Source organism: Bradyrhizobium sp. Ses1, assembly GCF_059512365.1.
This window is the reverse complement of the sequence record NZ_JCAMOQ010000036.1, coordinates 17,775-30,423: the sequence shown is the minus strand read 5'-3', so window position 1 is coordinate 30,423 and position 12,649 is coordinate 17,775. Positions and strand designations below refer to the sequence as shown.

The following is a 12,649-nucleotide window of genomic DNA, read 5'->3' as shown; positions in this document are numbered from 1 at the left end:
CGTCTCAGGTGCCAGCGGCGCGCAGGACCGCGCGCACGATGCGCAGGTGCGTGCCGCAACGGCATAGATTGTTCGCTAATTCGGCCTTGACCTCTCCTTCATTCGGCTTCGGATTGCGTGCCAGAAGCGCGGCGGATTGCATGATCATGCCGTTGATGCAGTAACCGCACTGCAGAGCCTGCTCCTGGACAAAGGCCTCCTGAAGCGGATGTGGCCTTGCGCTCGTGCCGAGACCCTCGAGCGTGACGATGCTGCCTTTGACTGCGGATAGTGGGGTGATGCACGAGCGGATCGCCGCTCCATCAACATGCACAGTGCAGGCGCCGCACTGGCCGAGACCACAGCCGAAACGCGGACCATGCAAGCCAAGCTCATTTCGCAGGACGTAGAGCAGCGGCGTGTCGGGATCATCGACCGCCACCGAGACGGTCTCACCGTTCACGTTAAGGGCCGTTGTCGCCACAGTCTCTTCTCCTTGCTTGTCCCGATCGGGCTTTGGTGATGCGGCCGGCCACCGTATCGCGGAGGCCAGCCGCGCCCAAGCCGGTTGCGACACGGGGACGCGAGGAGACAACCGACCGACCCAAGACCTATCGATCCTTTGGACAAACGACTTTAGGATTCTTGCCTTGGTCGGCTCAGTCTTGCGCAATTTTCCGATGCGGTGACATTTTTGATCGTGGGGCTTGCTCGCAGAGCCGCGCTCGCGCTCGATATCTTGGCAACAACCCGCAAAGCACGGCAATCACCCACAATCATCCAATGAATTGGTGACTATTCTCCCATCGAGATCGACCCGGACAAGCTGCAATTGAAGGGCGTGGACAAGCGCATTATGACCGAAAGTGAAAAGACAACGCTCCTGACCCGCCGCCGGATACTTGCGTCCGCCGTTGGGATAGCCGGCACGATACCCTTCCCGCCCGTAACGCGGGCCGCCGAACGTCGCGCCGCTGACCTTCGCCTGACTGCCGGCACCAGAACCCTCTCCGTCAACGGCAAACCGGCACAAGTCTTCGGCCTAATCGGGGCGAACGGAAAACCGGGCATAACGCTTTCGCCCGGCGAGCGCTTTCAGGTCGATCTGGTGAATCGGGCCGGCACAGCCACCATCATCCACTGGCACGGTCAGTTGCCGCCCTGGAAGCAGGACGGCTTTCCCTGGCCGCAAACGCCGCCTATCCCCGCGGGTGACACGCGCTCCTATGACTATGCGCCGATCGCCGGCACGTTCTGGATGCACTCGCATCAGGGCATGCAGGAACAGAGCCTGATGGCCGCGCCACTAATCGTGCACAGCGCGGAGGATATGCGCGCCGACCGGCAAGAAGTGATACTGATGCTGCACGATTTCAGCTTCCGCCCGCCGGACGAGTTGCTCGCCGGCCTGACGAAATCCAGCGACAGTCAGAGCGCGATGGCGAAGAGTGGCATGGGCAGCATGAACATGAGTACAGGCATGGGTGCCATGAACATGGGCTCCGGCATGGCGATGGACCTGAACGGCATCGACTACGACGCCTTCCTTGCCAACGACCGCACGTTGGTCGATCCTGAGGTCATCCGCACCGAACCAGGCGGGCGGGTCCTGCTGCGGTTGATCAATGGCGCGTGCTCGACGGAGTTCTGGATCGATCTGGGTGGGCTCACCGGCACCGTGATCGCCGCCGATGGCCATCCGGTTCGACCGGTGCGTGGCACCCTTCTGCCGCTTGCGATTGCTCAGCGGCTCGACGTAATCATTGATCTTCCCGGCAAGGGCGCCTATCCAATCCTCGCACAGGTCGAGGGCAAGCGAGCACGCACCGGAATCATTCTCGCAGCGTCCGGCGCGCCAGTGTCACGCCTCGCCGCGGAGGCCAGCGAAAATGCGCCGCCGGTCGATCTGTCGCTTGAACATCGCCTGGAAGCGATCACGCCTTTAGCGCCGCGCGCGCCGGACGTAACGGACCACGTAACCCTCGCTGGCGGCATGTCGCCATATGCTTGGTCGCTAAACGGCCAATTCTGGCCTGAGATAAAGCCGCTGATGGTTGCCCCGGGGCAGCGTGTGGCGATCGAGATGGTAAATGCCTCGACGATGGCGCACCCCATGCACCTCCATGGCCACGCCTTTCAGGTGACAGCCCTGAACGGCGCGCCGCTCGCAGGCGCCGTGCGGGATACTGTCCTGGTGCCGCCGTTGGGCAGCGTCACCGTTGCCTTTGACGCCAACAATCCCGGCCGCTGGGCGTTTCACTGCCACAATCTGTACCACATGATGACGGGCATGATGACCGAAGTTCGCTACCCCGGAATCGTCTGAGCATTTTGTTTCTCCCTCAGGCGCTTTGAAAGCGGCGTCGAAAGTCCTGTCGTCTGCTTCTGCGGTGCCCTGCAGACCGCAAGAATTCCGCCATCCAGGCAAGCGATGACAAGTCAGATGGAGACGAACGACCTAGATTGTTGCTGTGCCAATCACAAGGTATTCACAGCATGCGAAAAACAACTAACGAAGCTATCCGAGTACTCGCTATCGCCGTACTCGCTATCGCCGCGGCATTCGGCGCAATGTTTCCTGCCGCGGCGGCGGGGGACCCGACCGCAGGAAAGCAGGTATTCGCGCGCTGCGGGGGATGCCATTCGACGATACCAGGCGAGAACAAGATCGGCCCGTCGCTGGCCGGCGTATTCGGCCGCAAGAGCGGGTCCGAGCCCGGTTACAACTATTCGCCCGCTCTCAAGGCGGCGAACATCACATGGGACGAACATACCCTCGATCATTACCTGGCCAATCCCGCCGCCGATGTCCATGGCACCAAGATGTTCATCAATGTCCCGGCTGCTGCAGACCGTCAGAATGTTATCTCATACCTCGAGACCCTGAAGTGAGCAGCAATGATGAAAGCTGAGATCAGCATCGGGATATTGGCGACCGTCTTCTGTGTGTCCGCTCACGGGCAGACGGTCACAGTAAAGCAGCTCGATCACGCCGGAGCCCAGACCGTCCGGCAGGCAGCGAAAGCGACGGCGCAGCAGCAGAACGCGCCCTCTGCTATCGCAGTTGTTGACCCCGCCGGCGATCTGCTCGCATTCCAGCGAATGGACGGGGTCCGCCCGGCAAGTATAGATCTCGCCATCGGGAAGGCGCGAACGGCTGCGCGGTTGCAAAGGCCGACCGTGGAGATCGAGGACAACATCAACCATGGCCGGACGGCATTCGTTACCGCGGGTGTCATGGCCCTCCGCGGCGGCACGCCGATACGCGTGAATGGCGAAGTCGTGGGTGCGGTCGGTGTTGCCGGCTTGAGCAAGGAGACCGACACTGAGATCGCGAGCACCGCTGCATCGGTTCTCAGCCCCGCGTCTGCGGCCCCTCCGCACAATTGAGAGAGTTGCCGTTTGCGCGGACAACGACGCGACGGAGCGTTCGGTGTGCGCTTCTAAGCGAGAGCCTCTTGAGCTGGAAGCATCGGGAAGTTCACTCTGAAACCAGATTGCAAGCCTTCGCGGCTTATCACGAATGAGGGCACGCTCACATGACTACCGCTGCATGTACCCGTCACTGAGCGTCTGCATGAAGCTAACGAGTGCATCCTCCTCCTCATCGGAAAGGCCGAGCCGTCCGACGAACTTGGTGTTCATGTTGCGGATCGACTCCGGCGCAGGCCAGCAGGTGGTCCCCTCGCCGGGGTCGTTGCGACCGCAGCGCGGCAGCACGTCACGCGTGTTGTAGAAGTGCACGATCGACTTGAGACTGGTGAAATAGCCATTGTGTCCGTAAACCTTGACGAAACTCGGGTAAGGCCTCTTGTCGACGTTGCGCAGCGTCGGAACCTGAAAGCGGCCGACAGTCTCGGGCGCGACCGGAGCCCACCGCGCATCGACGGATGAAGGCTGACTGAGCAGATGATCCGCGGTGAGAAAACCTGCGACGCCGGGGTCGACATAGGTTGAGCCTGCCGGGTTGGCGACATAGCCGCGTGCGTCGGGTCCTCGCTCGACGTAGTAGGGAAGCCGTGGGTTTGCGGGCGTGCCGATATTGCTCGCGGTGAAATCGATGAACAGCGGATCTTCGCCCGGGCCGCCATCGCGGTGACAGTTGTTGCATTGCCCCTTGCCGCGGAACAGCTCATAACCCGCCTGCTCCTGAGGCGTAAACTGCGCTTTGCCCGCCAGCACCGCATCGAACTTGGAAGTAAGAGCCGTTACCTCGGCGGACGCCTCGTAGCCGGCGATGGACTGCGCCATCTGGTCGAACGTGGCCGCGGCGCGGCCGCGATCTATCGGCGTAAGATGGACTGGTATCGGGTCGTTCGCGGGCGGCGGCCCCGGTTGATTGCACACCTGCTCAACGTCCGCAGGCCACTGGATAGCAAAGGCCTGCGGACCCCAGACCGCTTCGAACAAGCCGCAATAGGGCCGCTGCACCGCGCGATATACCGCACAGACAATATCGGGCAGGCCCATTTCGACGGGATTGGTCGGCGGCCCCTCCGCCTGCTCGGCGGCTGGATTGCCTAACCGACGGCCGGTTGCGCGCATATCCCAGAAATTGCCGCCGACGAGATCGCCCTGCCCGGGATTATAATGCAAAACAGGGGAAAGCGGTGCGTACGCATGCGACTGCGGCTTGCGGTTGCTAAAGCGGGTGCGCACCGAACCAGGATATGAGCCGGTCGTGCGGTTGAGCTCGGACACCGGCCCAGTGAAGCCGGTTTCGGGCATGTGGCAGAACGCACACGCCTCGTTGCGATGGACAGACAGCTCCTTGTCATAGAGCATCGATTTGCCGAGCAGCTCGATCTGCTGCACTTGGTTATTTGGCGGCGAAGCCAGCCGCTCGAGGGTTTCTGCCTCGATCCGGTCGATCTCGGCCTCGACCTCCGCAATTTCCTTCAGAGCGGCGGGGGAAAGCGTTGTGCTCGCCCCTTGCGCCCACACGGCGGCACCGGCGGTCACGAGCATCACAACCGCCGCGCCAATCCAGACGTTCATCCGGCGTGATCCTGCAAATTGAAGCGTCATCCCGGAAATGTTCTCTCGACGCCTCACCGCATCGCTTGTTGGGGATTGCTCTAACCCACCTGATCTTGCCTGAAAAGAGCCTGCGCAACAAAGCGCGATCACGAGCCGGGCCTTTCTCGAACGGTCACTCTGAGTTCGGATCGCAGCAATTGCGCCCCGGAAACGGCAAGCGCACTCAAGCCGGTTCTACCTGCCGCGGTTAGTTCTTGAAGACGGCCTGTCAACTTGACTGGGAGATCGTGAGATGCCGTTCCGCCGCGAAAGCAGCGGATGAGCGCCTGGTCAATTGCACGCGGTCGACGGCAACAACAGAGAGTTCGCATGCAGCAAATCAAGATCAACGGTGCCTTGCATACTGTCGATGCCGATCCGCAAATGCCTTTGCTGTGGGTGATCCGAGACATTATCGGCTTAACCGGCACCAAGTTCGGCTGCGGTATCGGCGCTTGCGGCGCCTGCACGGTGCATCTGGACGATCAGGCCGTACGGTCTTGCGTCACGCCATTATCGGCAGCCACCGGGCATGAGATCCTCACCATCGAAGGACTGAGCTCCGATGGCACGCACGCAGTCCAGCGCGCGTGGCGGGCCAACAATGTGCCCCAGTGCGGCTACTGCCAGCCGGGCCAAATCATGCAGGCCGCTGCTCTCCTCAAAGAGACGCCAAAGCCGACGGATCAGCAGATCACCGATGCGATGTCAGGCAATATTTGCCGCTGTGGCACCTACGTGCGGATCCGCGCCGCGATCAAATCGGCTGCGGAGGCGATCTGATGACAAGGGTCGTAAACCTCAGCCGGCGCGAAGTGGTCGCGGGCGGCGCCAATGGTCTCGTTCTCGGCTTCATGATCGGATTCGGCAAATGTCCGGCTTTCGCCGCCCCCGCTCATGCGAGCGAAGCTTTTGAACCCAACGTCTACTTGATGATCGATCCAACCGGTCTGGTAACGATAGTCGCGCATCGGTCGGAAATGGGCACGGGAATCAAGACGGGATTGCCGATGGTGCTCGCCGAAGAGCTTGGCGCCGACTGGAGCCGCGTCAGGGTCGTGCAGGCCCAGGGCGATCCGAAATATGGCGATCAGAATACCGATGGCTCCCGCAGCACGCGGCAATTCTACCAGCCCATGCGTGAAGCAGGCGCCTCGGCTCGCCAGATGCTCGAGGCGGCCGCTGCGCATGTCTGGCACGTCAACGCAAACGACTGCCAGGCACGCAATCACACGATCGTGCACGTTCCCACAGGACGGCAGCTGTCGTTCGGAGATGCCGCCAGGGTGGCCGCAACAATGGAGATCGCGCCAGCCGATCACATGGAATTGCGCTTCAAGCCAGCGAACGAATGGCGTTACGTCGGCAAACCCGTTCCGATTGTCGACCTCGACGCCATCACGCGCGGCAAGGCGACCTATGGCATCGACGTCACCCTTCCCGGGATGAAGTACGCGTCCGTGGAGCGCTGTCCGGTCTACGGCGGCAAAGCGCTGCACTTCGACGCCACGGACGCGCTGAAAGTGCCGGGCGTTGAGCAGGTCGTGGAGATTCCGGTCACCCCTATTCCGTCCGGCTTCTATCCACTTGGCGGCATTGCCGTCATTGCCAACAATACCTGGTCGGCGCAGCAGGGCCGCGAAAAGCTGAAGATCATCTGGGATTTCGGCTCCAATGCCGATCACGATTCCACGGCCTATCGGGAAGAGCTCGCGGCGACGGCGAAGCAACCCGGACGAGTCGTGCGCAACCAGGGCGACGTCGACGCGGCGCTCAGCGCCGCCGAACGCCGCATCTCGGCGGATTATTTTGTGCCCTATTACGCCCATGCGCCGATGGAAGTGCCGAACGCGCTCGCCCAGTTTGCCGACGGCAAGTGTGAGATCTGGACGCCCACGCAATTCCCGCAATCCGCGCGTACGACCGTCGCCCAAGTCCTCGGCGTACCGGTCGAAGACGTCACGGTCAACGTGACGCTGTTGGGAGGTGCATTCGGCCGCAAATCAAAATCCGACTACGTTGCCGAGGCTGCACTGCTGTCGCGCCGCATAGGTGCGCCCGTCAAAGTCACGTGGACCCGCGAAGACGACATCCAGCATGATTACTATCACGCAATCTCTGCCCAGCATCTCGAAGCCGGGCTTGACGCCGAGGGCCGTCCGTCCGCCTGGCTGCACCGCACCGTCTTTCCGGCAATCGAATCGACGTTTCAGCCTGATGTCACATACGGCAGCGCCGGCGAGCTGCAGCAGGGCGTTACCGACATGCCCTACGCGATCGCCAATGTCCGCTGCGAAAACGGGCCGGCGGCCAATCACGTCAGGATTGGCTGGTATCGGTCCGTCTACAACATTCCGCACGCTTTCGCCGTGTGCTCGTTGGCTGATGAGCTTGCCCATGAGGCCGGCAAAGATCCACTCGATTATCTGCGCGAATTGTTGGGGGAGCCGCGTAAGCTCGACTTCGCCGCCATGCATGTCGACTATCCCAACTACGGGGCATCACTCGACATATATCCGGTCGATACGGCCCGCTTACGGGGCGTCCTCGACCTGGTCGCGCGCAACAGTGGATGGGGCGGCCAGCTGCCACCGCGCCACGGACGCGGCGTCGCCGTCCACCGCAGCTTCCTGAGCTATGCAGCAGCGGTTGTGCAGGTCGCTGTCGGCAGCGACGGCCAGCTCACCATTCCCAGGGTGGATATCGGACTCGACTGCGGCCTTATCGTCAATCCGGACCGCGTGCGCGCCCAGCTCGAAGGCGCCGTGATCATGGGCATCAGCAATGCGCTCTACAGCAACATCACGATCAAGCGGGGGCGCATTGAGCAGAATAATTTCAGCGATTACCTGGTCGCTCGCACCGACATCGCGCCCGAAACCCACGTCCATATCGTCGACAGCAGTGCGCCTCCCGGCGGGGTTGGCGAGCCCGGCGTGCCGCCGATCGCGCCGGCAATCTGCAATGCGATTTTTGCTGCAACGGGAAAGCGGATCCGCGCGCTGCCGATCGACCCTGCGCAACTGAAGGCCGCCTGACGACAATACAGCTGTTTCGGTAAACGAATGGACCTCCAGCAAAGGAGCGAGCTTATGGCTGGTGAAGCCAACACCCGTGAACTTAAGACTCGCGCAAGCAAGCCTGTCCCAAAGGGCATGGAGCGCGCCGAAATTCAGGGAACGTCGCTCCAGGTATCACGCGTCGCGCTCGGGACGTGGGCCATCGGAGGCTGGATGTGGGGTGGCACCGATGAAGCGGAATCGATCAAGACAATTCAAGGCGCGATCGGGCACAGCGTCAACGTCATCGATACCGCACCGGCCTATGGGTTCGGGCGCTCCGAGGAAATTGTCGGCAAGGCGCTCGCAGGCAGTGGCCTGCGCTCCCAGGTGTTGATCGCCACGAAGGTCGGGCTGGAATGGGAGGGCGGACGCGTATTCCGCAATGCCAGCCGCGCACGCATCCTGCGCGAATTGAAGGAGTCGCTGCGCAGGCTCCGAACCGACTACATCGACATCTACCAGGTCCACTGGCCCGACCCGTTGGTCACCATCGAGGAGACCGCCGAGACCATGCGCGAGCTGTTCGAACAGGGCACAATCCGCGCAATCGGCGTCAGCAACTTTTCCGTGCAGGAAATGGAGCGGTTCCGGCGGATTGCGCCACTGCATGTGCTGCAGCCGCCCTTCAATTTGTTTGAGCGCGGCATCGAGACCGACATCCTGCCCTATTGCCGCGAAAACAACATTGCGACCTTTGGTTATGGTGCGCTGTGCCGAGGTCTCCTATCTGGCCGGATGCGGCCGGACAGCAAGTTTGGCGGGGATGACCTCCGACGAACCGATCCGAAATTCCGGCAGCCGCGCTTCGCACAATATCTCGCCGCCGTCGAGCGGCTCGATCTGTTCGCGCAGCGCCGCTTCGGCAAACGGGTGATCCATTTGGCGATCCGGTGGATGCTTGACCAAGGCATCACGACGGCGCTCTGGGGCGCGCGCAACCCATCACAACTTCTCCCCGTCGACGAGGTAAGCGGCTGGCAGCTGGATGCATCAGCCAGGGCCGACATCAATCGCATCCTGCGCGAAACGATCACCGATCCGATCGGCCCGGAGTTCATGGCGCCGCCGGCACGCAGTGTTGCCACGCGCTAGGCCGCCAAGGATCGCGGCGACGCGGGAAAGGCATTGGCTTCTTTGAAAGGAAACAGCATGAGCGGAACAGTGGCGGACCAGTTCGTAAGTGTCCTCATCGCAGCTGGCGCCAAGCGCATCTACGGCATCGTCGGCGACAGCCTGAACGGATTGACGGACGCGGTTCGCCGCAACGGCAAGATCGAATGGATACATGTCCGTCATGAGGAGGTTGCGGCCTTCGCAGCCGGAGCGGACGCCCACCTCACTGGTGAGCTTGTGGTCTGCGCGGGCAGTTGCGGACCCGGTAACCTGCATCTCATCAACGGGCTGTTTGACTGTCATCGCTCCAGAGTGCCGGTACTGGCCATCGCCGCGCAAATCCCGTCGAGTGAGATCGGCTCGGGATATTTCCAGGAAACTCATCCGGAGCGGCTGTTCAAGGAATGCAGTCACTATTGCGAGTTCGTTTCCGGTGCAGGCCAGATGCAGCGCGCGCTGGAACTCGCCATCCGTCAGGCCGTGACAAACCGCGGCGTTTCCGTGATCGTCATCCCTGGCGATGTCGCGCTGCAGCCGGCAGCAACGGGATCGGATCCGCAGCCCGCGAACCTCCTGCCGGCCCGACCCGCTGTGCCGGCAGCAAACGAGGCCTTGGATCGATTGGCCGCACTGCTCAACGGCAATGGGCGCGTGACGATGCTCTGCGGGTCGGGGTGTCAAGGCGCGCACGATCAGGTCGTAGCGCTCGCCGAGCGCCTCAAGGCGCCTGTCGTTCACGTGCTGAGAGGCAAGGAATACGTCGAGTGGGATAATCCCTACGACGTCGGCATGACCGGCCTCATCGGCTTTTCATCGGGTTATTACGCAATGCTCGATTGCGACGTCCTGCTCATGCTCGGGACTGATTTCCCCTACCGGCAGTTCTATCCGCGCGGTTCATCGGTGCGAATCGCCCAGGTCGATCTGAGGGCGGAGGCCATCGGGCGCCGCGCGCCGGTCGATCTCGCGGTGATCGGCGATGTGCGCGCGACGATCGATGCGCTACTGCCACGCCTGGAGGTGAAGCGAGATGGTGGAAAGCGCGCAAAGGCCTCGATGAGCTTGCCCGTCCGAGCGGCAAGAGGCTGATTCACCCCCAGCAGGTCGCCAAGGCCATCAGCGACCTCGCCGCCGATGACGCGGTCTTCACCTGCGATGTGGGTCTGCCGACGGTGTGGGCGGCCCGCTATCTGGCGATGAACGGCAAGCGGCGGCTGATCGGCTCATTCTGGCACGGCTCGATCGCCAACGCCATGCCGCAAGTGATTGGGGCGCAAGCCGCTTTTCCCGAACGACAGGTGATCTCGCTATCCGGCGATGGCGGATTCACCATGCTGATGGGCGACTTGCTTATGCTTGCGCAGCACCGGCTTCCGGCGAAGGTCGTGGTGTTCAACAATGGCTCGCTCGGCTTCATCGAGCTCGAGCAAAAGTCCACAGGCTTCATCAATTTTGGGACCGAGCTCAACAATCCGAACTTCGCGGCGATGGCTGGTAACGAAGCGACATTGGCTCTCATGCTCTCGGTTCCGGTGGAACAGCGCCGGATGCCAGACGTGGAGCCCGCTGTTGCAGGCGACAGTCGATGGCCTGTTGAAGCGAGGAAGGGCAATATCCACCTCGATACCGCAACAACGACAAAGCCGCATTTCCCAGGAACTGCTAGATCACAGCCGCCTGGTGACCCCTCCTCCCGAACGACCAGGCTTGCTGCGGCCGTTCATTCGTCCCTAAATGGACGGCCGCTTCCTTCTTTGTCGGCGGACGCGCGGTCGGTGTGCTGCCGGGCGGTTGGCCTACTGCTTCCTTGGAGCACCCAAAATGCATGACCTTGTCATACCAACGCGCCTTGTTGGCCTACCTGGCAGCTTGCGTAAAGCTTCCTATTCACGTGCGACCTTGTCGAGCCTGCGCGACAATCTTCCGCGGTCGGTGGGTCTTGAAATCTGCGACCTGCGGCTTCCGCTTTACAGCGAGGATGAGGATCGAGCTGACGGACCGGAACAGATACGGCTGTTTCGAAATGCCATCGATTCCAGCGATGGTGTCGTCATCGTGACGCCGGAATACAATCATGGTATTCCCGGCGTATTGAAAAACGCCCTGGACTGGGCCTCGCGCCCGTTTGGAAGGTCCGTGCTGATCGACAAGCCGGTGCTGGTCATAACGGTCTCCCCTGCCTTTACTGGCGGCGTGCGAGCCCATGCGCAGGTCAACGAGACGCTTCTCTCGATCCCTGCCCGCATCCTGACCGGACCCCAAGTCGTTCTCGGCGGCATTGCCAGCAAGATGAAAGACGGCATCGTCGATCCATCCTTCCTGAGCTTCACGCTGGAAGCTCTCAACCGGTTGGTCGCAATGTCACGACAACGAGCGTAATGCGCACGCCAGAGTGCTGGAGTTTGCAGAATGAAAATCGGCTTTATAGGTCTCGGCCAAATGGGCCGTGGGATGGCTTCCTCGCTCCTGCGGGCCGGCCACGACGTGACAGTCTACAACCGGACGCCATCGAAGGGCGCCGAATTAGTGAAAAAGGGCGCTGTCGCTGCGTCGCGCATATCTGACGCGTGTCACGGAGATGTGGTCATAACTATGCTGGCCAATGATGCGGCGGTTGAGAGCGTCGTTTGTGGCGCTGACGGACTGCTCGCGAGCCTTCCAGCGGGCCGGATACATGTCTCCTCGAGCACGATCAGCGTGGCGCTATCAGAGCGCCTCGCGGCTGATCACGCGAATGCCGGTCATCGGTTCGTTGCAGCTCCGGTGTTTGGGCGCCCCGATGTCGCCGCGGCCGGAGATCTTTCCGTAGTCATCGGTGGCGACAAGGGCACGATTCAGGAACTCGCATCTGTCTTCGATGCGATCGGGAACAAGACATTCGTGATTTCCGACAAACCCAAGGCTGCCAATCTCGTCAAGCTCAGTGGCAACTTTCTCATTGCGTCCGTCATCGAGTCATTGGGCGAGGCTGTCGCGCTTGTCGCCAAGGATGGCGTCGACCGCGGCGCCTATATCGACATACTGACGTCCACCCTCTTCAACGCTCCCGTCTACAAGACTTACGGCAAATTGATTGTCGAGGCAAAGTTCGAACCCGCCGGCTTCGCCGCGCCGCTTGGTTACAAGGATATCCGGCTTGTGCTGGCGGCTGCCGATGATTTGCAGGTGCCTATGCCAGTTGCGAGTCTTCTTCGCGATCGGTTCCTGACTTTGCTGGCGCATGGCGGCGACAAGCTCGATTGGTCTGCGGTCGGACAATTGGCCAGCCGAGATTCCGGCACCTCGTGATCTATCGAGCAAGGCGCTTTCGGCGCTTGCCTCGCGTGACGATGTTGCGTGCGAGGCGCTGGGATGACGAGCAACGATTGCGACACATCGACGGCAAAAATGGCGCACAAACAGCAATCGGCGCCGAGCCGGGCTTTGCTCCCTGTCTATTATCCACAACAAGCGAAGGCTTTCCTGCGAGACCGCGT

At 61.6% G+C, this 12,649-nt stretch carries 10 protein-coding genes and 1 pseudogene; 9 read left to right on the top strand and 2 right to left on the bottom strand.

The window, feature by feature from the left end; all coding sequences use genetic code 11:
- Positions 1-4: 4 nt before the first annotated feature.
- Complete coding sequence (locus AC5ZG5_RS31010; RefSeq protein WP_456646042.1) at positions 5-463, bottom strand: (2Fe-2S)-binding protein; 459 nt, start codon at positions 461-463, stop codon at positions 5-7.
- Between the two features lie 372 nt (positions 464-835).
- Between AC5ZG5_RS31010 and AC5ZG5_RS31005 the strand changes: the two genes are divergently transcribed.
- The 3 genes from AC5ZG5_RS31005 (at position 836) to AC5ZG5_RS30995 (ending at position 3,369) form a co-directional block, all read left to right on the top strand.
- The gene (locus AC5ZG5_RS31005) at positions 836-2,305 is read left to right on the top strand and encodes a multicopper oxidase family protein (RefSeq protein WP_456646043.1); all 1,470 of its coding nucleotides are present in this window, start codon (positions 836-838) and stop codon (positions 2,303-2,305) included.
- A gap of 170 nt (positions 2,306-2,475) precedes the next feature.
- A complete protein-coding gene (locus AC5ZG5_RS31000) occupies positions 2,476-2,871 on the top strand; it encodes a c-type cytochrome (protein ID WP_456646044.1) in 396 nt (131 codons plus the stop codon).
- A gap of 6 nt (positions 2,872-2,877) precedes the next feature.
- Entirely contained in the window at positions 2,878-3,369 is a 492-nt protein-coding gene (locus AC5ZG5_RS30995; RefSeq protein ID WP_456646045.1) for a GlcG/HbpS family heme-binding protein, read from the top strand.
- 153 nt (positions 3,370-3,522) lie between these two features.
- Here AC5ZG5_RS30995 and AC5ZG5_RS30990 read toward each other — a convergent pair whose 3' ends face one another.
- Complete coding sequence (locus AC5ZG5_RS30990; protein WP_456646046.1) at positions 3,523-4,977, bottom strand: cytochrome-c peroxidase; 1,455 nt, start codon at positions 4,975-4,977, stop codon at positions 3,523-3,525.
- A gap of 351 nt (positions 4,978-5,328) precedes the next feature.
- Here AC5ZG5_RS30990 and AC5ZG5_RS30985 point away from each other — a divergent pair, with 351 nt between their 5' ends.
- From AC5ZG5_RS30985 to AC5ZG5_RS30960, 6 genes and pseudogenes are all read left to right on the top strand, one after another.
- The gene (locus tag AC5ZG5_RS30985) at positions 5,329-5,781 is read left to right on the top strand and encodes a (2Fe-2S)-binding protein (RefSeq protein ID WP_456646047.1); all 453 of its coding nucleotides are present in this window, start codon (positions 5,329-5,331) and stop codon (positions 5,779-5,781) included.
- Entirely contained in the window at positions 5,781-8,036 is a 2,256-nt protein-coding gene (locus tag AC5ZG5_RS30980) for a xanthine dehydrogenase family protein molybdopterin-binding subunit (RefSeq protein WP_456646048.1), read from the top strand. Before AC5ZG5_RS30985 ends, AC5ZG5_RS30980 begins: the two co-directional genes overlap by 1 nt.
- Before the next feature lie 54 nt (positions 8,037-8,090).
- Positions 8,091-9,152: an aldo/keto reductase gene (locus AC5ZG5_RS30975; RefSeq protein WP_456646049.1), complete on the top strand. Its 1,062-nt coding sequence runs from the start codon at positions 8,091-8,093 to the stop codon at positions 9,150-9,152.
- A 57-nt stretch (positions 9,153-9,209) separates the two neighbouring features.
- Positions 9,210-10,711, top strand: a pseudogene (gene poxB / locus AC5ZG5_RS30970) (ubiquinone-dependent pyruvate dehydrogenase); the annotation flags it as partial.
- 283 nt (positions 10,712-10,994) lie between these two features.
- A complete protein-coding gene (locus AC5ZG5_RS30965; RefSeq protein ID WP_456646050.1) occupies positions 10,995-11,552 on the top strand; it encodes an NADPH-dependent FMN reductase in 558 nt (185 codons plus the stop codon).
- 30 nt (positions 11,553-11,582) lie between these two features.
- A complete protein-coding gene (locus AC5ZG5_RS30960; RefSeq protein ID WP_456646051.1) occupies positions 11,583-12,461 on the top strand; it encodes an NAD(P)-dependent oxidoreductase in 879 nt (292 codons plus the stop codon).
- Positions 12,462-12,649: the final 188 nt, after the last annotated feature.